The organism is Saltatorellus ferox, assembly GCA_007751475.1.
Classification (GTDB): Bacteria; Planctomycetota; UBA1135; order UBA1135.
The window spans coordinates 1,033,701-1,057,137 of record CP036434.1; the positions used below are offsets into that span (position 1 = coordinate 1,033,701).

Consider the following 23,437-nt stretch of genomic DNA (forward strand, 5'->3'; position numbering starts at 1 on the left):
GCCGGCCGCGAGCTTCTGATTCGGGGCACTAGCGACTGAGTTCCTTGAGCTTGGCGAGGAGCTGGAGAGCTTCCATCGGCGTCGTCGATTCGACGTCGATCTCCGCCAGCGTTTTCTCCAGCTGACTCGGCTCGTTGTCGAAGAGGCCGAGCTGCATGCCGGGCGGCAAGAGCGCGGCGTCCGGAACGTGGCGCTTCTGCAGAATGCGTGCGCCCAGGTCGTCGGAGTCCGTTTCGATGTCTCGCAGGACCTCGCGGGCGCGGCCGATCAGAGCGTCGGGGACGCCCGCGAGGCGCGCGACCTGGATGCCGTAGGAGCGGTCCGTGCCGCCCTCGATGATCTGGTGCAGGAACACGATCTCGTCGTCCCACTCGCGCACGGCGACCGACAGATTGTGGACGCCGGTGAGCTTGTCCGAGAGTTCGGTGAGCTGGTGGTAGTGCGTGGCGAAGAGCGTGCGCGCACGCACCACGTCGTGCATGTGCTCGACGATCGCCCAGGCCAGCGCGAGCCCGTCGAAGGTGCTCGTGCCGCGCCCGACCTCGTCGAGCACCACGAGGCTCTTCGTGCTCGCGTTGTTCAGGATGTTCGCGATCTCTACCATCTCGACCATGAAGGTCGACGCGCCGCGCGAGAGATCGTCCGCGGAGCCGATGCGCGTGAAGATCCGGTCGCAGACGCCGACCTTCGCGGAGCTCGCTGGCACGAAGCTGCCGATCTGCGCCAGGAGGACGATCAGCGCCGTCTGGCGGATGTACGTCGACTTACCCGCCATGTTGGGGCCCGTGATGATCCCGACGCTGCGCTTCTTGCGGTCCAGCGTCGTGTCGTTGGGCACGAAGGTCACGTCCTTCTGCATCGCTTCGATGACCGGGTGGCGACCGTCCTTGATCTCGATCGTGTCACCCCCGTCCACGGTCGGAGCGCAGTAGCGCTGGGTCGCCGCGGTCTGCGCGAGGCCCGCCAGCACGTCGATCTCCGCCAGCGACCGCGCGGTCCCGAGGATCCTCGGGATCTCCGCGGCGACCTGGTCCTTCAGCGCGTTGAAGATCTCGTACTCCATGTCCTTTGCGCGCTCTTCGGCGCGCAGGACCTTGTCCTCGAACTCCTTGAGCTCGGGCGTGATGTAGCGCTCAGCGTTCTTCAGCGTTTGCTTGCGGACGAAGTCCGTGGGCACCTGCTTGACCTGGCCCCGCGGAACCTCGAGGTAGTAGCCGAACACCGAGTTGAAGCCGATCTTGAGACCGGGGATCCCGTAGCGCTCGATCGCGTCGCCCTGGAAGCGCGCCATCCACGCCTTGCCGTCGCCCGCGATCTGCCGCAGCTCGTCGAGATCCGAGCTGATGCCCGCCGCGATCACGCCGCCCTCCTTGATCGTCATCGGCGGCGACTCGACGATCGTCATGTCGATCGACTCCACGACCTCGGTCAGCGGATCGAGCGCGTCCGAGAGATCGCCGAGCGCCTTCGAATACACGCCAGCGATCTTCGTCCGAAGCGGCGTGACGATGCGGAGCGATCCGCTCAGTGCGTTCAGGTCCCTGGCGTTCACGCGCCCCGTCGAGAGCTTGGCGACGAGCCGCTCGATATCGAGCACGCCGTTCAGGAGCGAGCGCACGTCCTCCCGCAGGAACGGTCCGTCCACGAACTCGGCGACGCCGCGCTGGCGGTAGACGATTCGCTCCACGTCGCGCAGCGGGCTCAACAGCCAGTCGCGCATCATTCGTCCGCCCATCGGCGTCAGGGTCGAGTCGATCGCGTCGAGCAGCGATCCCTCGCGCCGCGCTCCGCGCTGGGTCTGCGTCAGCTCCAGGCACGAGCGCGTCGCGCGGTCGAGGACGAGGTGCTGGCCCGTGTCGATCTTCTCCAGCCGCAGCAGGTGGTCGCAGCCGCCGCGCTGGGTCTCGCGCGCGTAGTCGATCGCCGCGCCTGCGGCGCAGACCGCGAGATCCTGGTCGTCGAAGCCGAATCCTTCGAGCGTGCCGACGCGGAACTGATCCTTGAGAACGCGGAGCGCCGACTCCCGGGAGAAGTGCCACGGCTCGCGCCACGTGATGCGCGGGCCGAGGTCGAGCTGGAGCGCCTCCGCGAGATCCGGAGCGGTGCGCGGCAGGTCCTCGGGGACGAGCAGTTCGGCCGGAGCGATGCGCGCGATCTCGTCAGTGACGCGAGCGAGGTCGAGGTCCGCGCTCGCTGCGGCGCGCCCGGTAGAGAGGTCGACGTACGCGACCGAGGCGCGCTTGCCGTCGACCATGAGGGCGGCGAGGTAGTTGCTGCTTCGCGCGTCGAGTTCGTCTTCCTCGGTGATCGTCCCCGCGGTCACCACGCGAACGATCCCCCGGTCGACGATGCCCTTGGTCGTCCTCGGGTCACTCATCTGCTCGCAGACGGCGACTTTGAAACCGGCGCGCACGAGCCGCATGAGGTACGGCTCCATCGACTTCACGGGCACGCCCGCCATCGGCATCGCATCGGCGCCCTTCGATCGCGAGGTAAGGGCAATCCCCAGCTCGCGACTGGCCACCTCGGCGTCCGTGCCGAACAGCTCGTAGAAGTCGCCCATCCGGAAGAAGACGATGGCGTCCCCGGCCTCCTTCTTGGCCGCGTTGAACTGGTCCATCATCGTGACCTTCGTCTTGCCAGAGCCAGATGGGGAGGTCTGGGGTGAGGGAGTCACGGCGGTTGGGGGCGAAGTGGGGGGCATGGTGGGGCTGGGCGGAGTGCGGACGCTCAGGCGGACAAGCGGTTAGAATACCAGCCACAGCGCCATGAACGACCCCTCGACGCCTTCGATTGCCCTCTTTGGCCCCTCCCACGTGAAGCCGGGGGAAATTGCGGTGAAGACCGTCGCCGACGGGTCCGCCTGCGCGATCAGCGTGGGCACCGATCTCGCCATCAAGCGTAAGAAGCCCGAGGCGGCGCCGAACGAGGACGCGCTCTACCTCTTCGATGACGGCGACATCGCGATTCAGATCGTGGCGGACGGTCACTACGGGGTCGAAGCGAGCCGCGCCTTCGTGGCTTCCCTCGGGGAGATCTACGATCACGCCGGTCCCGGCCTGGAGCCGATCCAGGCGTTCGGAAAGATGGCGCAGGCGTGGCGCGGCCGCGCCAGCCTGGGGAAGTCACGCTCCACGATTCTGATGGCGGCGCTCGATCGGGCGGCGGGTCGGATCCAGGGCTTCTCGATCGGTGATTCGGCCCTCTTTCTCGTGGGGCCGGGCGATAGCGTGCAGCGGCTCGACAGCCCGTCGAGGCACTACGCAGCGCCGTGGGATCTCTACAGTCTTGGGGTTCCGCCTTCGAGCTACTTCGATGCCGCGGTGGCCCGGGGCCAGGTCCTCATCGCCTGCACCGATGGCGTCACCGAGTGTCACTACGGCCATCCAGAGCTCTCGATTCAGCCCGAGGACATCGGCGAGATGGTCGCTCGCGTGGGCGCGGACGTCGAAGCGCTGGCCCGTGGGCTGGGGCGCATGGCCCTCAACGGCGTGCGCGATCAGCCCGGTGGCGAGGACAACTTCGCGATCACCGTCTCCATCGCATGATGCGCAGGACGAGCGCCGCCGCCGCCAGGGTGACGATCGGCTCAATCGGGAACCGGTAGCGCTCGAAGACGTGCGTGAGGTAGTACACCGCCGGGAAGAGCAGGAGCGTACCGCGCGGGATCCAGGCGGAGCCGCGCACGGGGCTCTTCCAGAGGAGGCAGCCCAGGATTCCCAGGACCCCGGCGAGCGCATGGGAGGCGTACTTGATCCAGCCCTGCCAGTCGCGCTTTTGTTCGTTCCCCATCCCGAGGTAGACCTTCGCGCGGGGGTCAGGACCGATCCAGAAGCGCTGGAAGCGCTCCAGCGTGAGCCCCGCGAAGCGCGCGGGATTCCGCCGTGCCCAGTCCATGGCGCGATCGCGGCATTCCGCGCTGTAGGCCACCTCGCCGAGTTCGACGTACCTCGCGAACTCGTCCGCGTTGTAGGCGGGATGGAGGTGTCCGTTGAAGGGGCCGGTGGCGTCGTCGTTGTTTCCGACCATGAACTCGACGCCGAGGTTCGTGCGGATGTTGGGCGAGCCGAGGACGAGGGCGTTGCGGACGGTCCACGGGGCAGTGATCGCCGCAGCAGCGAGCGCGAACCCGCCGAGTGCTGGGAGCGCACGGCGGACGCAATCCATCGACGTCTGCCGCAGCGCCACGAAGGCTGCGATCATGGGAACGAGCGCCAGCGGCGCTGGATTCACGAGCAACACCAGCCCGAAGCGTAGCCCGAGGCCCGCGCCCGTTCGCGCCGAGATGGGCTCGAGTCCGCGTTCGCAGACCGACTCCGCCAGGTTCGCCAGGAACCAGGTGATCCCCAGCGCGACGAACGTGGAGTCCCAGACGAGCGCGACGGGCAGGTAGGCGGCCATCGGATGCAGCGCCCACGCGGCCGCTGCGAGCAACCCGAGCGCTTCTGAGTGCAGAACGCGCCCCAGTCTGAACAGAAAGACGCACGTGAGGGCGGCGCTCAGCGCCTGGATCAGTGCGAGGGCCACGGCCGTGCTCCAGCTCGGTCCGTCCGTGATGCGCAGGAGCGTCGCCACCAGCATGGGGTAGAGCGGCGCCGCCCATGCGGTCGGGCCCGACTCCTTCAGGAACGGATCGCGGAAGCCGTCGCCGTCGGCGAGCGACTGCGAGATGGCGCCCTGCTCGTAGCCCCATTCCCAGATGAGCGGGCGCGGGTTCTTCTCGGCGACGCGGAAGTTCGTGGCGTCCCCGACGAGCTCGATCATTCCCGTGCGAATCACGAGCGCGACCAACGTGATCACCGCAAGCCAGATCCAGCTTCGATCCTTCTTCATCGTGGCGGCGCCTTCGGTGCTATCCTGCAATCCTTCGCTCATCGTCACTGGCGGCAAGCGTCCGTCAGGCCGCTGGCGCGTCCTTGCGTCCGAACTGCTCGCGAAGCTGGGTGATGGCGCGCGACTCTCCGATCACGATCAGCCGATCTCCCGGCTGCAGAACGGAGCTGGCGCGCGGCATGATCGTGGCCCCGTCGCGGCGAATGGCCGCGATGAGGCTGTCCTCCGGCAGCTCCAGCTGCTCGATCGACTTGCCGACGAGTGAGGCGGCGGGCGATCCATCCTCCAGCTTGATCGACAGGTAGCGCTCGTTGCGGAGGAACACCTCGCGTAGCTGCACTTCGTTCCGCGCGCCGAGCCAGCCGTCGAGGAAGTCCTCCTCGTCGATGCGGCTCGCCAGCTTGGCGAGCATCCGCAGGTGCTGGCCGGGATCCGACGCGTCACTGACGAGGAAGAAGATCGCGTGAACCTGTTCCGGGGTGGTCTGGTTCCCGAAGACGTCGCCGCCCTTGATCTCGATGGTCTCGTGGGCGCGCACGAGAACGAGGCAGGGATCGCCGAAGTCTTCGATGCGCATGTGCGGAAGGGCCACGCCCTTGGCCACCGGCGTGGCGCCTGTCTTGGTGCCCTCCGTGAAGCCCTGGACGAACAGCGAAGCATCGCGTCCGGTGCGCGCATGGAGCGCGCTGGCGGCCCGATCGATCAAGGTGTCGAACGGCACCGAGGCCTGGACGTCGATCACGGTCGAGCTGAAGACCACTTGATCGAACGGGTCCTCGTCGCGCAGGCCCTTCGTCTTCAGGATGCCGCGGAGTTCGGTGTCGAGGCCCTCGTGGCGCTGTTCACCGAGGCGGGCGAAGACGTGGAAGACGGCGCCGCGACGATCGACGCGTTCGCGCCCATAGGTCCAGTACCAGCCGACGCCGCCCGCGATGAGGCCCAGGCTGAAGAGCACCGGCAGGGTGCCCATGGCGGCGATCAGAAAGAACGGAGCGAGGAGTCCGAAGAGCGGCAGCCACGGATAGAAGGGCGCGCGGAAGCTCGGGTCGTAGGACTTCAGGCCGCTCTCGCGCATCACCATGACGGCGAGGCACTGGAGCGCGAAGATCAGGAGCTGGAACGCGCTCGCGAGCTTCGCGATCTTGAGCGGATCGAGGAACGCGACGATCACGATGATGATCGAGACGGAGAGGACGATCGAGCGCGCGGGCGTGCCGCGTCCGCTCAGCTTCGCCAGTCCGCCGGGCACGAGGCGGTCCGTGGCCATGGCCATCGGGTAGCGAGAGGCGCTGAGGATGCCTGCGTTCGCGACGGAGAAGAACGCGAGAACGGCGGCGACGCTGATGACGGCCTTACCGAACGATCCTGCGATCTTGCTCGCGGCCGCGGCCATGGGCGTTTCGTTGCCTGCGAGCTCCGCCATCGGCACGACGCCGACCATGATCGTGGTCGTGAGGAGATACACCACGACCGCCGTGATCATGGAGAGGAGCACGGCGCGCGGCAGCGTCTTCTCGGGGTTCTTGATCTCCTCCGCGACGCTGATGACCTTCGTGACGCCGACGTAGCTGATGTAGACGGTGCCCGCGGTGGCGATCAGCGAGTCCGAGCCAGCGGCGAAGAAATTCTTGAACGCGCCGAAGTCGATCTCGGGTACGCCGAGGACGGAGAAGACCGTCAGGATGATCAGGAGGCCGCCGACGAGGAGCTTCTGGAAGACGGCGGTCTTCTTGGCTCCAAGAATGTTCAGCGTGCCGAAGGCCAGCGCGAAGCCGATGGCGATCGACTTGGTGAGGATCGGGCTCGGCTCGAGGTACAGGGACACGTACGCGCCGAGGCCGACCAGCGCGAAGGCGGTTTTCAGGATGAGCGCGAGCCAGGTCCCGAGGCCGCCGACGGTGCCGGCGAGCGGGCCGAGGCTGCGGTCGAGGAAGTAGTAGGTCCCGCCGGCCTTCGGCATCGCGGTGGCGAGCTCGACCTTGCACATCACGGCGGGGACGAGTGGGATCGCCGCGATGAGGTAGCACAGCGGAATGGCCACGCCTGCCTGGGCCGCGGCGATTCCCGGGAGAAGGAAGAGGCCCGCCGAGAGCGTGGCGCCCGTGGCGAGGGCATAGACGTCGAGCAGACGGAGCTCCTTGGAGAGAGCGGCGCCGGATTGGGCTTGGGCCATGGGGGAAGACTCTACGGTTTCGGAGGCTGGCCAAGTAGATCGGGTGCGGCATTTGCTCACCCTGATTCTCGCCGAACGAGGGGCTTTGGGCCCTTAGACTGTGGGGCCGTCGGCGTGGAAGTCGAGCCGACGAATATCCCGCCTGCCAGGCTCGAACGAACCGTCAGAGTGCCATGATCTCTCCTTCTATCGCCCTTCTCGTCTTCGGCGCGAGCTTGCCCGCAGGACCGGCTCTCGCCGCGCCCGGGTCGTCTTCTTGGGTTCACGCGCCCGCGGCTGCTGCGCTTGCCGACGTCTGCGAAGACTGCGGCAAGGGCAAGATCTGCAAGGCCCATCGCGCCCACGACAAGGAAGTGATCGATCGCCTCGAGCCGGACCTCGAATCGGAGGACGTGGAGGTGCGAATGCGCGCCCTTCGGGAGGTGGCGGCGCTCGCGCGCGAGCATGAGAACGCGCCCTCCAAGGAGGCCGCCGAGGTCCTCGCAGCCGCCCTCGAGGACGACAAGCTCGTGGTGCAGCGCGAGGCCTTCAGGCTGCTCGCGGACCGGCAGCATCCCGAGACCGCCGTCACCGCCTACGTGGAACGATTGAAGTGGTTCAAGGGACACATGTGGACCCTGGTCGCCGACATGACCGGGCCGAATCAGGAGCACGGAGACGCAGGCGCTGCGATGGACGTGCTGGAGACGGCCGTCGGCGTCGGGCAGGGCCTCCGGGACGACCGCGTCGTCGATGCCCTGGCCGGACTTCTGAACGCGTTTCCGAACGAGATGAAGGGGGAGCCGGTGGCCCTGTCGGCCTGCCGGGCGTTGCTCTATCTCGGCACGAAAGACGCGGCGGAGTCGGTGATCAAGCAGTTCGATTCGCAGATGGACGACTCCAAGCGGCGTCAAATTCACTTCGCGCTGAAGACCTTTGCGAACCGGCTCGAGATCGAGGAGACGCCCGAGTACGGGGAGAACGCCCAGAGCGAATGGACGGCGTGGCTGCGCAAGAATCAGCGCAGCCTTCCGAAGAAGCTCGGCAAGTGGACCGGCCCGCCGTCCGAGGACGACGAGTCGCCACGGTAGCTGGCGGGTCGGGCTCTTACGCCTTCACGGCCCAGATCTTGACGCTGGCCGCGTACTCGTTCACGTCGAACCGGTCGAGCAGTTCGCCCATCGTTTCGTGGTACGACGGCTGGGCGCTCGCGGGCTCCGGTGCGCAGCACGAGGTCGCCGAGACGCTCGTTCCGGCAGGAGGAGCGCAGCAGGCGGTCGCTCCCGCGGCCTCTACGTTCGCGCTCATGTCGCCTTCTGACTCCGGGCCGCAGCACGCGGCATGTCCGCCTTCGCGGTAGGCGTTCAGGTCGCTGCCCGCATCCTGCACGACGACCTCACCGAAGCCCGCGCGTGCGAGCGCGTCGCGGTTCTGGTCGATCGTCACAGCGCCAGCGATGCAGCCGGTCCAGGCGGCGACCTCCTTCTCGATCTCGGCGGGCAAGGCCTTCTTCAGTGCGATATCGGAGATCGCGAGGCGGCCGCCGGGCTTCAGGACGCGGTAGACCTCGGCCAGCGCCGCGTCCTTGTCAGGGCAGAGGTTCATGACGCAGTTGGAGATGACGCAGTCCACCGAGTGGTCGGGGAGCGGCATCGCCTCGATCTCGGCCAGGTGGAACTTGACGTTCTCGTAGCCGCCCTTTGCGGCGTTTGCCCGCGCGAGGCTGACCATCTCGCCGGTCATGTCAACGCCGATCGCTCTCCCCGTCGGGCCGACGGCCCGCGAAGCGAGGAATACGTCGAGCCCACCGCCGGAGCCGAGGTCGAGGACGGTCTCGCCGGGGCGGATCGAGGCCATCGCGACGGGGTTGCCGCACGAGAGCCCCATGTTGGACTCCGCGGGGATGCTCTCCAGCTCCTCCCTCGAGTAGCCAAAGGCCTCGGCGATCCCGGCGATTCCCTCGTGGGCGCTGCTAAGTCCGGCCTGGGCGACGTGGGCGTAACCCTTGCGAACGGCGTCTTGCGTGTCTTGATGTGTGTTCATTTTGATCCGTGTCGGTGGTGCCATTAGCAGCACTTACCGGAGGAAGTGTCGCATCGGCTGGTTTCGGGTTCGTCGGCGCAGCACTCGGCCGCGAAGAGGGCGAAGGTGGCCTCCATGACCGCGAAGTCGGCGCTGCAGAGGAGCGTGGTGCCCGTCCGCTCCTGGAGGACGAGTCCCACCTCGACGAGCCTGCGCAGATGGTGGGAGAGGGTCGACGCCGGGATGCCCACTCTCTCCTGGACGCTGGCGACGGAAAGGCCGGGTCGCCCCGCGCGGACGAGCAGGCGATAGATCTCCATCCTCGAGGGATTCCCGAGTGCGGCCATGCGCTGGCAGAGGTCTTCGATCGTCATGGCCCTCTTCTAGCTCCGTCGGTCCCCCTCTATAGTTCGATAAAACTAGAAATATCGAAAAATGATCCAAGGGTCCCATGACCGGTACGGCGGACGGGAAGTATCTGTTCTGCATCGAGGGAGCGACGATGATCGCCATCGAGCCGGCCGCCGCCCCCGGAACACCGTCGGACAACTTCGCGAATCCAGTCAAAGAGTTCACCCTTGGCCAGTTCGGCGTCAGCGCCGTGAGAATGGCTGTGGATCCCGACGCTGACTTCGGGAACGGATACACGCTCACCACAGAGGGGGCGGCTTACCGAAATTACGTGTTCATGGCCGCCGGCAAGAATGGGCTCTGGATGGTCGATGGCGATATCGGGCCAGGCCCCAATCGGGTGGGACGAGTCGACGACTCTGGCGCGGGTGTCGCGACCCTGCAGTTCAGCAACCGCTACTGCAACGACGTCGGCATTCTCGAGCTGGGCGGTCAGACCTACGTGGCGGCGATCTTCGCCAAGCGCCAGCAGAGCCACCTGCGGCTCTACGAGATCGAGAAGGTCAGAGCCGTACTGGGGGCTCCGGGATCCTCCGGCGAGACGGGGAACGAAATCGAACCCGACTACACGGTGGTTCTGAATCGCAACCCCGATGTGTTTCCAGCTCTGCCTGGGCCTTCCCAGGTGTATCGAAGTTTCGCGACGGACCTGGAGATCGACCAGCCTGCTGGGGCGCCGACAGAGCTCTACGTCTATGTCGCCATGATGACGGACGGTATCGTGCGAGTTCGCCTGCGTGCCAGCGATGTCAGCAGCGGCGCGACGCCAGCGGGGACCGTGGCGTGGGGACCACGCTTCGGCGATGCGTCGCACTACGCGACGACCGGCACGGGCTCGACGCAGGCGGTGTGCAACAACTTCGAGTTCATCAATGTCATGCTCGGGGACCCCTTGGTACCTGGATCCGGCGTGGTTGAGCGTAGCGAGCCGCCTCCGGTGTTCTGCCTGACGAGTCATCGTGATGTCCCGGACGGGCAGGACCAGAGCCACGGGCATAAGCTCTACGCGGCGGCGGAGCGGCTCGGGTTCCTGGTGTTCGACATCGCAGACCCCGCTGTGTGGAGCGACCAGATGCCCATCGATCATCACGAAGGCCAAGTCGTTCCGTTTCAGGGGACAGGCTTGACGGCCACGGACCTCGTCAATCGTGGTGCCTGGCCGGAGACCATGGTGCTGCTGGAGGATGCGTTCGGCGGGATCGCCGCCGGAGGCTCCAACTCCCTACAAGACTACCTCTACTACCCGCGGGAGATGGATGTTCTGGACTCACCGACGCTGGGCCTTCACCTGGTGGCGACGTGCTATCCAGTACCCCTGGCGGTCGATCCGCCGCGACAGCTCGAGGGCTTCTCCTACACGGACTTCCTCGACTATGGGGCTGTGACCAACATTTTCAGCACGTACGGCCAGGTGGGAGCAAGGACCAATATCTACAGGGTGGGCTACTTCCCCCAGGGCGCGGGCGGGGGCCTTTCGGTCACGGCGCACACATCCCTCTTGGACGGTGGCACGCACCTGTTCGTTCCCAAGGTTCAGTCCAATCAGATGGGCGCGACGGGGACGGACAACATCGAGTTCGTCCACGCGCAAACATCGGCCGTGAACCTCAACGGTCAGGCTGGAGGCCAACTGACGACCAAGTCGTACTGCATGACCTCGGTGGACGTATCACCGATCCCCACGACCAGCACTCCACTGACGGCCATTCGTCCACTCAAGCATCTCGCCGGGCGCAGGACGTTCGGCCTGGGCCATTCTCTTCTCGACCCTGATCTGATCCAGACGTCTATCAACGATGGAATTCCGCGGGAGGGGGTCCCCTACCTCAGCGGAACTCCAGGGAGCCGCTCGATCGACGTGATCTACGATGCCATGGCTCCGGATGGTGACGACTTCACCTTCGCAGGTGGGCTCACGCTCCAGCAGGAGAGCCAGTGGCTCGGGACTGTCGCCAATACTCAGTTTCTGATCGGTGAGGGTCGTCCGACGGTTCCTGCTCCTCCAGCGGGCACGAAGAACCCACCCGACCTCAAGATCGTTGAACAGCATGTGACTCCTTTTTCGTCCGGCCCACCGGTGCTCTTGGAAGTCCTGAAGTTCGTGGAGAGGCCAGCAGGTCGATGGACGGAGAAGGGTCGAGAGCTCTATATGGGTGGAATAGTAAGTCCGCGCTACGACCAGTGGATTCAGGCAAGGGTGACGGCTTGCGATCCTGGCTACGGAGAGTTCGTTGGGGCAGAGTTTCTCTTCTGCTTCCGTCAGGAGACGCCGGACGGGCTCTCTTTCTGTCGGCGTGATCTACTCATGGCTGACTTGGCCAACGTGCTTCCCGGAGCAAAGCTGGCGGAAGGCAGTCCTGCAAACGCCTTTGATTGGTTCCTGCTCAACACCCATCCCGAGTTCAATCAGTTCCCGGCCTATGTTGGGCAGCCGGGCTTCAGCCAAGCGGAGTACGACGCTGCCAAGGACTGGTTCAATCAGCCAACGAGGCCCATGCTCTATCGGCAGCGTCTCAAGACCTGGGCACCCCGCATGGTATGCGTGCAACCCGCGCCCCGTTCGTCTTTCGACAAAGGCTGGGTGCTCGCGGTCCCTTGCGGAACGCTGAGCCTTGAAGCCGAAGAGATGCCTTCTCCGAAGGCCGGAACGCTCGGCGCGCTTCCGGACTACAGGAAGCTTGAGGAGTTCTTGCCCACCGCGTCGGCGTTCTTTCCCAGCGGCAGCAGCGCTGTCTTTGCGGATCACTTCGAGGATGGTCTGGTTCAGTTCTTCGACTTCACGAATCCGCGGGACTTGATCACGGCTCAAGCTGGCGCCATTCCCAGCGCGTCGTCCACCTTGCCGATGCAGGATCTCCTGATGTCCAACATCCGAGACGTCGTGATCGACGTGCAGCCGGAGGGAGTCGTGATCTAAGTCGCCGTTCAGCGGCGCGGGGTGGTTGTCTTCAGGGCCACCATGAGTCCCGGAGGCGCGGTCAGTCTCGTGGAGGACTCCGTGATCGACGACATTCAAGAGCCGTTGACCCGTCATCTTCGCAAGGTGGTAGCAACGGGAGAGCGCCTGCTCTATGTCTGCGACCACCGTCATGCCCTTCGCGTGTACACTTCGCTATGAATCTCCGCATGCAGCTCTGCAGAACGTCCTTGTCCATTTCGCTGATCGCCGCTGGCATCTGGACCGTTTGCGTCCCGATCGCTTCGGGGCAGCGGCTCTTGCGAGAGCACATGGGGGCCTCGATACCGCTTCAGAATGGCGGGGTCACTGGGGACGCCCTGGCGTTCTCACGGCCCTTAGGGGACGTGAACGGCGACGGTTTCGACGACTACATATTGGTAGGGTTGAAGAACCGCGAGTTCAGCGGCTGGTACGAGTTTCGGTCTGGCCTGAACGGGGCACTACTTGCTCCGCGCTACACCAGCTTGATCCCGGGCCCGTTCGGCGACAACGTCGTTCTGGTGGGGGACTTCAACGGTGATGGGCGGGAGGATCTGGTCCGAACGAGCCCCGTCAACTCGATCGAAGTGGCCGATCTCTGGAGTGGCGCAACCATCGCTGGCCTTTCAACTGGGGTGGCGATCTTCGGATACGGCGGTACTGTGGTGCCGCTAGGAGACATCAACGGTGATGGATTTGACGACGTGGCCGTAGCAGAGCGCAGTGGAGCCGAGCGAATAGGAATTCACCTCGGCCCCTCGGGGGTCTTGGTCATGGAGTTCACCAGTTTCGGGGCCGGCTCTCTCTCCGTGGCGTCGAGCGGGGACCTGAATGGTGACGGCATCGCCGACCTCTTGATCGGCGACTTCTTCTTCAACGACGAAGTCAGGGCCGTCTCCATGGCGGACTTCTCGACCCTCTACACGATCCACGCAGATGGGGGGTGCCGTTGCTTGGGCGCGTCGTTCTATACCTGGGCGATGGCCGCTCTCTCTGACATCGATGGGGACGGGGTACGAGACTTCGCGGTGAGCGCACCTGCAGGTAACAGCAGTGGCAATTCGAGTGGGCGCGGGTTCCTTGAATTCAGGTCGGGCCGAACCGGGGCCTTCCTGCGGCGCGTGGACGAGCCATTTCCAAGACAGTTCGAGATGCTCGGTATCAACTATGTCAACCACGACATCGGTAAGTTCGGCCTGTACATGCATTCCGGTGGCGACTTCAACGGAGACGGCTATGAGGACCTGGTGGTGGGCTCTCCTGAACGATACAGATACCTCGATTCCTCAGGCTTCGGGGCCGTGACGGTGATCAGCGGCTATACGGGAGAGGTCCTAGTTGACGCGACACCCCTGGGGCAGACCGAGTCGACCATTCGCCGATTCGCCGAGGGCTTTCTGATCGGAGACCTGGATGGGGACGGGCTTGACGAACTCGCGATCGGTTGGGCTCAGGATAGCGAAGGGGGGCCGCAATCGGGTCAGGTCTGGATCTACCGGGGTTCTGCGGGCGACGCCTTGAGCTACTGTCCCGCGCCCTTGCACTCGGGAGGAAAGTCGGCACGACTTCAGCTCGACGGCTCGCTCTCGCTGATCAATGACGACATGTGGCTCCAGGTCTACGACGGTCTGCCCGGATCCCTGTGTCTTTTCCTGGCCGCAGCGGGGACCCACTCGAGCCCCACAGGGACGAACGGTCTTTGCCTCGGGAACCAGGGCGAGTTCCGACTGGGTCAGCCGACGCTCACGAGACTCGACGGTCTGGCCGAGACCGAACTCGACGTGACGAACGCTCCCTACGCAGCCTCCTGGTTCCCGGGATCGACGTGGACCCTGCAAGCGGTCTTCCGGGACACTGGAGCCGCCGTGCCTCTGGGCCGCACGAACGCTCTGGCTCTTCAGTGGGGCTGGTAGCGATCCCAACGGGGCTCAGGCCTCGGCCTGGACGATGTGATCGAGGCGATCATCTTCCAGGCCGAAGGGCTCCGTGTGGATCGTGATCTGTGAGCGGGGGAAGGCGTCATGGAGGGCCTGTTCCACTCGATCGGTGATGTCGTGGGCTTCGTTGAGGTCCAGGTGTCCGTCGAGCTCCAGGTGGAGTTCGATGTGGGCGCCGCTCCGAAGGGATCCGGTGCCGAGGGAACGGGTCCGGAGGTCGTGGTAGCCGCGCGTCTCGGGGTCGGCGTCGATGATCGCGCCGATCTCTTCCCGTACGGACTCCGGTAGCTCGCGGTCCATGAGCTGGTCGACGGAGCGGCGGATGATGGATATCGCGGCGATGAAGAGGTAGCTGGCGATCAGCGCGCCCACGAGAGGGTCGAACCATCCCATCCCTTCCAGGTCGGCGATGAGGATGGCCACGATCACGGAGGCATTGGCGGCGAGGTCTCCCTTGTAGTGGAGGCTGTCGGCCTGGATCGCGACGGACTGGACGCGCCGGAGGGTTCTGGCCTGGACGGCGACGATCCACGCGCTGCCAGCCATGGACAGAACCATGACGGCGATCGCCGTGTTCGTGTGCGTCAGAGCGTGCGGCTCCAGGAACCTCGAGATCCCCGAGGAGAGAACGAAAACACCCGAAGCCGCCACGAGCGCGGCCTGGACGAGGCTGGAGAGCGCTTCCGCCCTCCCGTGCCCGAAGCGGTGCTCTTCATCCGCAGGCCGGTGAGCGACCTCGACGGTCCAGAGCGCCAGCCCGGAGGCCGCCACGTCGGAAAGACTATCGGCGAGGGAAGAAAGCACCGCGACGGACCCTGAAAGCACGGCCGCTCCGAGCTTGGTCAACGCGAGAACCCCTGCAACGAAGAGGCTGGTCCGAACGGCCCTTTTGCGCAACCGCTGCCACTCCTCCCCGGAGACCGGCTCCTGCTTCCGCACTGTCATCCCCCGCATGGTACCGACCCCCCCAACCCGACACGTCCGGACCAGGTGCAGTTATTCCGATACGTCCGGACCAGGTGCATCCGTTCCGATACGTTCGGACCTGGTCCGAACGTATCGGAACGGATGCACCTGGTCCGGACGTGTCGGGTTGGGGGGTCAGGGGCGTGGGGTGGGGGGGTTGCGCTTTCTTGGGAGGGAGAGGCCTGGGAGCATCTTGTAGTTGCGCGAGGCGAAGAGGTGGCGGCCTCCGAAGAGGGTTCGTTCCAGGAACGTGATCGCTCGGTCTCGGAAGGCCTCGTGGTCGTGCAGGGGGCGCGTTTCGTCGGGGGCCGGGTGCTCGCGAAGGTGAGGGTGCCAGTCCAGCGAGGCGATTCGGTCCTTCATCACGGCGGGGTGGGTGCCGTCGTATCGGGGGACGCGGCTGAGGGGGCCGTAGTCGAAGGCGGCGGGCTCGGAGCTTTCCAGGTGGGCGGCGCTGCGCTGGCCCTGGTGGTTGACCTCGAAGTAGACGCGCTTCTTCTGCATCGCTTCGGGGGGCCGCACCCAGCCGTAGTGGAAGATGCGGGCGCCCGAGTGGACCGCGACCAGCTTTTCCGTCCCCGCTTTCTCCCGGTAGGAGACGCCGTCGAAGTTCGGGATCCGACGGAAGCTCTGGGCCGACTTGAAGCTGTGGATGTCCGGGCGGTTGCGGATCAGGCGGACCTCCTGCTTGTACCAGGTGTGGCTGTCGTGGACGTGATCGTAGTCTCCCCAGAAGTGGAGGTAGTCGAAGAGCATCGCTTCCACGCGCTCGTCGTTGTGCCAGCGGGTGGCGGAGGCCCGGATCGTCTCCAGGTCGTCCTCGTGGAGGACCTCGTCACCCTGCAGGTAGAGGAGCCAGTCGCCCGAGCACCTCTCCTTGGCGAGGTCCGTCTGGTGCGCGTGCTCCATGCCCCTCGGGTACTTCTCCAGGTCCCAGACCGTGTCGAAGAGCACGATCTTGGGGGAGCCGATGGCCTCGATCCGCGCCCTCGTGTCGTCCTCGGGGTCCGAATCCCCGAGCGCGATCACGAATTCGTCGACGAGGGGCAGCGCCGATCGAATGGATTCCACGATCGGGTAGTGGAGCTTGGCGCCGTTCCGCAGGAATGAAAATGCACTGATCTTCATGGGCCCGAGAGGATAGGGGGTCAGGGCCACATCCCTCGCGAAAACTCCGGGGCCTGCGTCCGGGGCCTGCGTCCGGGTCCTGGGCCAGGGGCCAAAGCCGTCCCCAGGCACCCGCCCACGGTTGAATCCGAGAAAGAAATCCGCTCTCCCCCGGAATCTGCCGACACAACACACGAAAGGCGCCCCTCAGCGCCCTACATACCCGGCCGGAGCCCATCCGCTTCCCCGGCCTCGTCAGGCTTGCCCCGTTGCTGAACGTCTCCCCACCGACCGCACCGACGCCCCCCCGGGGCGTACGGACCTTCGCTGCGTTGCTCCTCGGAGCGGCGTTCGTCGGCTGTCAGTCCTACAACGACCGAGTCTCCGCGCCCCTGAGCGCCTTCGAGAGAGGGGACTTCGCGGCCGCCGAGCAGGGATTCGCGAACACGGACACCACGGGCTCCGCCTTCCTCTCGGGGGCCGAAGCGGGCATGGCAGCCTTCGTCGAAGGGGATTTCGAGGCCGCATTGTCGCACTTCCACAGGGCCCAGGCTGCCTCCGAGAGCATCGATGACCGCGCCGCCCTCGGCCTCAACTCCCTGCGCGAATCCATCGCCACCCTGGCGCTCAACGAGGGCCAGGCGGACTACGACGGCGAGGGGTACGAGCGCGTCATGCTCCATGCCATGCTCGGCATGTCCTACCTCGCGCAGGGTCGCGCCGAGGACGTCCTCGTCGAAGCGCGCCGCGTCGACGAGATCCTCACCACCGAGGAGGAGCTCTACGAGACCGAGTACGCCGCCGGCGGGATCGGGCACCTGCTCTCCGCGCTGGCCTACGAGCTCATCGGCAAGCCCGGTGAGGCCTACATCGACTACCAGCGTCTGGCCGACAAGAACCTCGGGGGCTCCCTGGTCTCCAGCGCGCTCCTGCGCCTCGCAAAGAGCGAGAACCGCCGCGACGACCTCGCCCGGTTTCAGCAGCAATGGGGCGAGGGCGCCGATGTCCCCAAGGACTGGCCCAGCGTCGTCGTCATAGCGGGCCTCGGCATCGGCCCCGCCAAGCAGGAATTCAAGCTCGATATCCCGCTGCCCGGGGGGGTGTTCTCGATGGCGGTCCCGAAGTTCGCCCAGGGCCGCGCGCCCACCTCGGCCCTCGAACTGGGCTTCCCCGAGACCAGCACCCGCGTCCGCACCTCCGTCGTGGAGAACGTCTCCCAGGTCGCCCGGAAGAACCTCGACGACCGCATCGCGCTGATCACGGCCCGCTCGGCCGGCCGCGGACTCCTCAAGCGCCAGCTCGCCGACCAGATGCGCGACAACAAGCGGGGCACCGCCCTCGGCCTGCTCGCGGACGTCTTCACGGTCACGACCGAGCGCGCCGACCTCCGCGCCTGGCGCACGCTCCCCGATAGCTGGGCCGCCGCCCGCGCGTTTCTCCCCCCGAACGAGCCGACCTTCATCCAGCTCAGCGAAGTCGGCGGCGCCACCGTCGACCTCGGCACGTACCAGCTTCTGGAAGGCGAGACCATGTTCGTCCTCGCGCGCGCCCTCGACAGCGGCCTCGTCGCCCACGTCGTCGGCGGAGAGCGCATCGAGCCAGCGACTGCAGCTGTCATTGGACCCGCGTCACCGGCCCCCTGAAGTCCATCCACGTCACCGTTACGACCCTCCTGCCGTCGGATCCCGTTCGACGCACCCAAGCCATGAAGACTTTCCCTCTCCTCGCCCTCGTCGCCCTCGGCGCCGGCTTCACGTCCGCCTGCAACTCGGTCGACTACGGCGATCCTGACAAGGTCGAGACGCTCACGATCGACTACGGCTCGACCGATCTCCAGGCGTTCGCCGACCGCATGACCAAGTCGCTTCTCGACAACCGCAGCCTCGACTACCTCGACGCCTCGGGCAAGGGAGAGGACAAGCGCATCATCGCGGTGTTCGGCGGCATCAAGAACGAGACGCGCGAGCACATCAACCTCGATCAGATCTCGCGCCGCATCCAGTCGAACCTCCAGGAGAGCGGCAAGTTCCGCTTCGTCGCTGGCGGGGAAGCCGACGGCCAGGACGAGATCGCCGATGAGATCCGCTTCCAGAACAGCGGCAAGGTCCGCGACGACATGGTGAAGGCGGGCAACAACCAGCTCGGCGCCGACGTCCGGATCTACGGCGTGCTCTCCGACATCTACAAGGAGAAGGGCCGCTCGATCGCGAGCCTCGGATCCAAGAAGAAGGACCTCTACTACCAGTTCTTCATGCAGGCGGTGAACATCGATACCGGTGAGATCCTCTGGACCAAGGAAGAGGACATCCGCAAGACCGAGACCGTCTCTCTGTTCGGTCGCGGTTAGGGCTCCGTTTCGATTCTCACTTCAGGGCGCTGCCAGCGACCCCTCCCAGCTCCCTCGACCCGGAAAATCAGCTGGTTCCCTGAAACCGCGATTCCTCCCGTTCGGTCTCCCGATGTCCCTGGCTTCTATGTGTGTCCGACGCACGAGGCAGTCGCCGGACAACCTGGTCCGCCCTTGAGAAAGGCAGGCCTTGAATGAGAGTGGAGAATCGCAGTTCCGGAGGTGAGAGCCCGGGATTGCACCAAGAGAGAAGCAGCCGCCCCTGATGGTTCGCCATCAGGGGCGGTTTTTCTTTGCTGGATGACCCGCCTCGCGGCGGCCGGCGAGAACTTCGAAGAGCCCGACAATTTCTCCGTTCGGTTCGGACTCACTCCTGGCTCATCAGCGCACAGCAATGAGCTGTGCTGGGGATCCTGACTCTCACGAGTCAAAGAGGCCCGTCGGTTAGCGCCGGCGGGCCTCTTCTTGTTCCGTCGACTCGTTCGAGGTCGCGGAGCGATGCCGAAGCCCGCGGTCGGGCCGGATGAGCGACGTCAAGACGTGATCGCGCCACGCTCCGTCGATGTAAAGGTACTCGCGCGCAAAGCCTTCTCGCTCGAATCCCAGGCTCTCCAGAACGCGCGCGCTGCGCTCGTTCTCGGGCCGATAGTTCGCCATGACGCGGTGCAGCCCGAGTTCCAGGAACGCGTACTCGATCAGCCTTTCCAGACCTTCGCGCATCAAGCCGAGCCCCTGGTGCTCGCTGTCGAGGCTGTAGCCGACGATTCCGGCCTGAAATCCGCCCCGAACGATCTGGCTCAGGTTGATGACGCCGACGATCGGACCCGAGCGGCCCCCCTGGGGAGCGTCGGGGTCGCGCCGGATGAGGACCGATCGAACGCTGTGCCCCTGCTCGAACTCGGCCCGTGAGGCCGAGAACTGTTGCTCCCAGAAGCGCCGCGTGTAGTACTCGTTGGAGCGCGGCGGCTCCCAGCGCGTGAGGTGGTCCCGGTTTCGCAGGCAGTAGTCGACCATCCGCGGGGCCGCAGCCACGGCGGGCACCTGCACGAAGAGCCGATCGGAGAGGAGTTCCAGGGCGGGGGACTGCACCCCCTCAAGATAGCGCTCCCGGGACCGCGCGCCGCCAATTTGGTGCGGACCGTGCCCGGGCGCAGCGCGGTGCGGTGTGGCATTCTGTAGCCCACGATTTCGCCCGGTCCGGGGAAGAGCCCGCCCGTGAACCTGTCGATAGCCCCTGATATCCGTCCGTCACCCTGCGGACCTCCATCGCTGCGGAGTCCCCTCCCGCCGTGGCCCCACCCGAGCCTCTGACCTCACCCCATGGCCCTCTATCTCGTGACCGGCGGCGCCGGATTCATCGGCTCCCATCTGACCGAAGCACTCGTGAAGCGCGGGGACCGCGTCCGGGTGCTCGACGACTTCTCCAGCGGGAACATGGCCAATCTGGCCTCCCTGGAGACCGGTGAGCACGGGAGCGGCGCGCCCGTGGAGATTCTCCGCGGCGACATCGTCGATCCGGATCTCTGCCGCGAGGCAGCCCAGGGGGTCGCGGGCGTGCTCCACGAGGCCGCCCAGGTCTCCGTGCCCCGCAGCGTCGAGGACCCCGTCCGCAGCTACGCCGTCAACGTGACCGGGACGCTCAACCTTCTGGAAGGCGCCCGCGCCGCCGGCGCGAACCGCTTCCTGATGGCCGCTTCCTCCGCCGCCTACGGCGACTCCGAGGAGCTTCCGAAGCACGAGGGCATGGTCCCGTCGCCGCTCTCGCCCTACGCGTCCGGCAAGGTCGCCGGAGAGCACCTGCTGCGCGTCTACGCGAGCTGCTACGGCATGAAGACCGTGGCCCTGCGCTACTTCAACGTGTTCGGCCCGCGCCAGGCCGACGACAGTCCCTACACAGGCGTCATCGCGATCTTCGTCCGCATGCTGCTGGACGGTCGGACGCCGACGATCTTCGGCGACGGTGAGCAAACGCGGGACTTCACCTTCGTCGACAACGTGGTCGAAGCGAACCTGCGGGCGCTGGACGTCCAGGACGTCGAGCCTGGCTGCGTGATCAACGTCGGAGGCGGAGAGCGGATCAGTCTCAACGACCTGTACCGGGCGATCGCGAAGGAACTCGGCGGGGAGCCGACGCCTGGCTACGGGCCCGACCGGGCGGGCGACGTCCGGCACAGCCTCGCCGCCGTCGAGAAGGCCGGTCGCGTCCTCGGGTACTCGCCGCTGGTCACCTGGCGCGAGGGGCTCGTCAAGACGCTGGCGTGGTACCAGGGCGCCCACGCGGCGGCTCAAAAAGCGACGCGATAGGCGACCTGCTCGAGGGCGCCATGGAGAGCCAAGGGCCGCTCCCGAGGCCTCCCGTGGGGCTGACCGGGACGCCCTGATGCGATCTGTTGCCGCGTGACGCCTCCACGGGTACCCTTTCTGCCTCGAATTCGTGCGGGCCGGCCGCGCGACTTGTCCGTTCCGCGCGATGGTTCCTCTCCTCGGGTCCGTGGCGCATTTTCCTCCCTGTGAGGCCGTCGTTCGCACCACCCGGACGACGCAATCGGGACCCCCTATGGGCTACCAAGAAGATCTTGCGACGCTGTTCGGTTTGAACGCCGTCACCTACAAGGCCGACCTTTCGAAGGACGAGCTGTTCCACGAAGCCATCGCCAACGACAAGGGTCGGATCCGCGAGGGTGGGCCTGACGACGAGCCCAAGGCGTATGCCACCAAGCTCGGCATCGAGGGGCCGCTGATGTTCTACACCGACCCGAGCTGCACGGGCCGTCCGGTCAAGGACACGTTCGCCGTCGCCCATCCCGAGTTCGAAGAGAAGATCTGGTGGAAGGCCGACCTCCAGAAGTTCGATCCCGCCAAGTTCACGGCGCTCCTGAAGCGCGTGGGCGAGCACCTCAACGCGCACAGGAAGACGCTCTACGTCAAGAACGTCTACTGCGGCACGGATCCGAGCTACGCCGTTCCGTACCGCTTCGTCGGCGAGTACGCGACGCACGCGATGTTCGTGCACAACATGTTCCCGAAGGACATCGCGGGCGTGGCCGACGAGGACGGCAAGCGCTGGACGCTCCTGAACGTCCCCAGCTTCCATGCGGACCCGGAGCGCGACGGCACGCTCTCGAAGCGCGCGGTGATCTGCGACTTCAAGAACCGCACGCTTCTCGTGCTCGGTCGCGCGGACTACTGCGGCATCAACAAGAAGGGCATGTTCACGGTGATGAACTACATCTTGCCGGACCTCGGCGAGATGTCGATGCACTGCTCGGCCAACGTCGGCGAAGGCGGCGACGGCGCCATTCTCTTCGGTCTCTCCGGAACCGGCAAGACGACCCTGTCGGCCGACCCTGCTCGCAAGCTCATCGGTGACGACGAGCACGCGTGGACCGGGGAAGGCGTCTCGAACCTCGAGGACGGCTGCTACGCGAAGCTGATCGACCTGAACAAGGAGGCCGAGCCCATCATCGCAGCCGCGCTCAGCACGCGCGGGACGGTCGTCGAGAACGTTCCGGCCATCCCCGGGAAAGCGCTCGGCGATACGGACCCCCAGGAGTTCGACCTCACCGATGGTTCGATCACCGAGAACACTCGGATCAGCTACCCGCTCGACGCGAACCCGAACGTCGCCGACGGCGGCAAGGGGCCGCATCCCGAGACCATCGTGCTTCTGACTGCGGACGCGTTCGGTGTGTTGCCGCCGGTGTCCGTGCTCGACGCGAAGGAGGTGATGTACCACTTCGTCCAGGGCTTCACCGCGAAGCTTGCTGGGACCGAGGTCGGCGTCACGGAGCCCGCCGCTGCGTTCTCCGCGTGCTTCGGAGCACCGTTCATGCCGCAGCACCCGCCGGTCTACGCCAAGCTGCTCTCCGAGAAGATGGCCAAGCACAAGGCACGATGCATCCTGCTGAACACGGGCTGGGGCGGCGGTGCTTACGGCGTGGGCAAGCGCATCTCCATCAAGGACACGCGCGCTCTTCTGGATGCAGCTCTTCGCGGCGACCTGCACGCGGATGGGATGGAGTATGAGGTGCACCCCGTCTTCAACCTGAAGATGCCGAAGAGCTGCCCGGGCGTCGACTCGGCGATCCTGAACCCGCGGAACTCGTGGGCGGACAAGGACGCCTACGACGCGGCGGCCCAGAAGCTGCGCGGCATGTTCGCGGACAACTTCGAGAAGAAGGGCTTCGCCGCCCTCGGCATCCAGCCAGCGATGTAGGCCGGGAAGTGGGTCCTGCGCGAGGGTTTCCGCTCGCCGCCGTCCCAAATGGCTATTTCCGACTCACCGGGCGCCCGAGAGGGCGCCCGGTGGTCTATACAGGGGCTGCCATGACTGAATCGATCGAAGAACGACGCCAGGTGCCCTATCTAGAGGGGCTCTCCCTGTTCGGTAAAGACCGCTACGAGGAAGCGCTCATCAAGTACGACGAGTCGATTGCGATCGATCCCGAGTGGACCGACGCCTACCACGGAAAGGCCATCGCGCTGATGCATCTCGAGCGCTACGACGAGGCCATCGAGGTCGGTCAGAAGATCGTCGAGCTGGACCCCAAGGATCCGTTCGCTCACACGTCGCTCTCGATGTTCTACCAGCGCAAGGGGATGATCGATGAAGCGGAGGCCGAGGGCGCGAAGGCGCGCATGCTCTCCTGGAAGGAAGAGCTCAGGACGAACCCGGACGCTCGTCCGCCTGGCCCGGCGGGAAGCATGCCGGTGATTCAGTAGGC

General features: G+C 65.9%; 17 protein-coding genes. 9 read left to right on the top strand and 8 right to left on the bottom strand.

The window, feature by feature from the left end; all coding sequences use genetic code 11:
- Window positions 1-28 precede the first annotated feature (28 nt).
- Entirely contained in the window at window positions 29-2,677 is a 2,649-nt protein-coding gene (gene mutS, locus Poly30_RS03820; RefSeq protein WP_419190920.1) for a DNA mismatch repair protein MutS, read from the bottom strand.
- Window positions 2,678-2,768: 91 nt separating this feature from the next.
- Here mutS and Poly30_RS03825 point away from each other — a divergent pair, with 91 nt between their 5' ends.
- Window positions 2,769-3,548, top strand: a complete 780-nt coding sequence (locus tag Poly30_RS03825) for a protein phosphatase 2C domain-containing protein (RefSeq protein WP_145194699.1) — start codon at window positions 2,769-2,771, stop codon at window positions 3,546-3,548.
- On the opposite strand, the gene Poly30_RS03830 is transcribed toward Poly30_RS03825, so the two are convergent.
- Window positions 3,529-4,863: a hypothetical protein gene (locus Poly30_RS03830; RefSeq protein WP_145194700.1), complete on the bottom strand. Its 1,335-nt coding sequence runs from the start codon at window positions 4,861-4,863 to the stop codon at window positions 3,529-3,531. The genes Poly30_RS03825 and Poly30_RS03830 overlap by 20 nt on opposite strands.
- 34 nt (window positions 4,864-4,897) lie before the next feature.
- A complete protein-coding gene (locus tag Poly30_RS03835; RefSeq protein WP_145194701.1) occupies window positions 4,898-7,006 on the bottom strand; it encodes an amino acid permease in 2,109 nt (702 codons plus the stop codon).
- 173 nt (window positions 7,007-7,179) lie between these two features.
- On the opposite strand from Poly30_RS03835, the gene Poly30_RS03840 reads away from it, so the two are divergent.
- Complete coding sequence (locus Poly30_RS03840; RefSeq protein ID WP_145194702.1) at window positions 7,180-8,076, top strand: hypothetical protein; 897 nt, start codon at window positions 7,180-7,182, stop codon at window positions 8,074-8,076.
- A 16-nt stretch (window positions 8,077-8,092) separates the two neighbouring features.
- Here the strand turns inward: Poly30_RS03840 and arsM are convergent, their stop codons facing one another.
- Both arsM and Poly30_RS03850 read right to left on the bottom strand, forming a co-directional pair.
- Complete coding sequence (gene arsM / locus Poly30_RS03845; RefSeq protein WP_145194703.1) at window positions 8,093-9,028, bottom strand: arsenite methyltransferase; 936 nt, start codon at window positions 9,026-9,028, stop codon at window positions 8,093-8,095.
- A 23-nt stretch (window positions 9,029-9,051) separates the two neighbouring features.
- Window positions 9,052-9,381, bottom strand: coding sequence for an ArsR/SmtB family transcription factor (locus Poly30_RS03850; RefSeq protein WP_145194704.1), 330 nt, complete (start codon window positions 9,379-9,381; stop codon window positions 9,052-9,054).
- 77 nt (window positions 9,382-9,458) lie between these two features.
- Between Poly30_RS03850 and Poly30_RS03855 the strand changes: the two genes are divergently transcribed.
- Both Poly30_RS03855 and Poly30_RS03860 read left to right on the top strand, forming a co-directional pair.
- The gene (locus Poly30_RS03855; protein ID WP_145194705.1) at window positions 9,459-12,335 is read left to right on the top strand and encodes a hypothetical protein; all 2,877 of its coding nucleotides are present in this window, start codon (window positions 9,459-9,461) and stop codon (window positions 12,333-12,335) included.
- Between the two features lie 209 nt (window positions 12,336-12,544).
- Window positions 12,545-14,269, top strand: coding sequence for an FG-GAP-like repeat-containing protein (locus tag Poly30_RS03860; protein ID WP_419190921.1), 1,725 nt, complete (start codon window positions 12,545-12,547; stop codon window positions 14,267-14,269).
- Between the two features lie 15 nt (window positions 14,270-14,284).
- Here Poly30_RS03860 and Poly30_RS03865 read toward each other — a convergent pair whose 3' ends face one another.
- On the bottom strand, window positions 14,285-15,238 hold the full coding sequence (locus Poly30_RS03865; protein ID WP_419190922.1) for a cation diffusion facilitator family transporter: 954 nt from the start codon (window positions 15,236-15,238) through the stop codon (window positions 14,285-14,287).
- 156 nt (window positions 15,239-15,394) lie between these two features.
- Window positions 15,395-16,387 (bottom strand): glycosyltransferase family protein, encoded by a 993-nt coding sequence (locus Poly30_RS03870; RefSeq protein ID WP_145194708.1) that lies wholly within the window; start codon window positions 16,385-16,387, stop codon window positions 15,395-15,397.
- A 248-nt stretch (window positions 16,388-16,635) separates the two neighbouring features.
- On the opposite strand from Poly30_RS03870, the gene Poly30_RS03875 reads away from it, so the two are divergent.
- Together Poly30_RS03875 and Poly30_RS03880 are read left to right on the top strand one after the other, a co-directional pair.
- A complete protein-coding gene (locus Poly30_RS03875) occupies window positions 16,636-18,009 on the top strand; it encodes a COG3014 family protein (protein ID WP_145194709.1) in 1,374 nt (457 codons plus the stop codon).
- A 62-nt stretch (window positions 18,010-18,071) separates the two neighbouring features.
- On the top strand, window positions 18,072-18,713 hold the full coding sequence (locus Poly30_RS03880) for a penicillin-binding protein activator LpoB (RefSeq protein WP_145194710.1): 642 nt from the start codon (window positions 18,072-18,074) through the stop codon (window positions 18,711-18,713).
- A 444-nt stretch (window positions 18,714-19,157) separates the two neighbouring features.
- On the opposite strand, the gene Poly30_RS03885 is transcribed toward Poly30_RS03880, so the two are convergent.
- A complete protein-coding gene (locus tag Poly30_RS03885; RefSeq protein ID WP_419190923.1) occupies window positions 19,158-19,802 on the bottom strand; it encodes a GNAT family N-acetyltransferase in 645 nt (214 codons plus the stop codon).
- A 231-nt stretch (window positions 19,803-20,033) separates the two neighbouring features.
- On the opposite strand from Poly30_RS03885, the gene Poly30_RS03890 reads away from it, so the two are divergent.
- The 3 genes from Poly30_RS03890 (at window position 20,034) to Poly30_RS03900 (ending at window position 23,435) form a co-directional block, all read left to right on the top strand.
- Window positions 20,034-21,017 carry an SDR family oxidoreductase gene (locus Poly30_RS03890; protein WP_145194711.1) on the top strand — a complete coding sequence of 328 codons (984 nt, stop codon included), beginning with the start codon at window positions 20,034-20,036 and terminating at the stop codon, window positions 21,015-21,017.
- A 253-nt stretch (window positions 21,018-21,270) separates the two neighbouring features.
- The gene (locus tag Poly30_RS03895; RefSeq protein WP_145194712.1) at window positions 21,271-22,929 is read left to right on the top strand and encodes a phosphoenolpyruvate carboxykinase (ATP); all 1,659 of its coding nucleotides are present in this window, start codon (window positions 21,271-21,273) and stop codon (window positions 22,927-22,929) included.
- Window positions 22,930-23,039: 110 nt separating this feature from the next.
- On the top strand, window positions 23,040-23,435 hold the full coding sequence (locus Poly30_RS03900) for a tetratricopeptide repeat protein (protein ID WP_145194713.1): 396 nt from the start codon (window positions 23,040-23,042) through the stop codon (window positions 23,433-23,435).
- Window positions 23,436-23,437: the final 2 nt, after the last annotated feature.

Excerpts from the sequence above, each read along its gene's own strand:
- Poly30_RS03860 (WP_419190921.1), top strand. The coding sequence starts at position 12,545 with ATGCAGCTCTGCAGAACGTCCTTGTCCATTTCGCTGATCGCCGCTGGC.
- Poly30_RS03880 (WP_145194710.1), top strand. The coding sequence starts at position 18,072 with ATGAAGACTTTCCCTCTCCTCGCCCTCGTCGCCCTCGGCGCCGGCTTC.
- Poly30_RS03895 (WP_145194712.1), top strand. The coding sequence starts at position 21,271 with ATGGGCTACCAAGAAGATCTTGCGACGCTGTTCGGTTTGAACGCCGTC.
- Poly30_RS03865 (WP_419190922.1), bottom strand. The coding sequence starts at position 15,238 with ATGACAGTGCGGAAGCAGGAGCCGGTCTCCGGGGAGGAGTGGCAGCGG.
- Poly30_RS03850 (WP_145194704.1), bottom strand. The coding sequence starts at position 9,381 with ATGACGATCGAAGACCTCTGCCAGCGCATGGCCGCACTCGGGAATCCC.
- Poly30_RS03840 (WP_145194702.1), top strand. The coding sequence starts at position 7,180 with ATGATCTCTCCTTCTATCGCCCTTCTCGTCTTCGGCGCGAGCTTGCCC.
- Poly30_RS03835 (WP_145194701.1), bottom strand. The coding sequence starts at position 7,006 with ATGGCCCAAGCCCAATCCGGCGCCGCTCTCTCCAAGGAGCTCCGTCTG.
- arsM (WP_145194703.1), bottom strand. The coding sequence starts at position 9,028 with ATGAACACACATCAAGACACGCAAGACGCCGTTCGCAAGGGTTACGCC.
- Poly30_RS03825 (WP_145194699.1), top strand. The coding sequence starts at position 2,769 with ATGAACGACCCCTCGACGCCTTCGATTGCCCTCTTTGGCCCCTCCCAC.
- Poly30_RS03870 (WP_145194708.1), bottom strand. The coding sequence starts at position 16,387 with ATGAAGATCAGTGCATTTTCATTCCTGCGGAACGGCGCCAAGCTCCAC.
- Poly30_RS03900 (WP_145194713.1), top strand. The coding sequence starts at position 23,040 with ATGACTGAATCGATCGAAGAACGACGCCAGGTGCCCTATCTAGAGGGG.
- Poly30_RS03890 (WP_145194711.1), top strand. The coding sequence starts at position 20,034 with ATGGCCCTCTATCTCGTGACCGGCGGCGCCGGATTCATCGGCTCCCAT.
- Poly30_RS03855 (WP_145194705.1), top strand. The coding sequence starts at position 9,459 with ATGACCGGTACGGCGGACGGGAAGTATCTGTTCTGCATCGAGGGAGCG.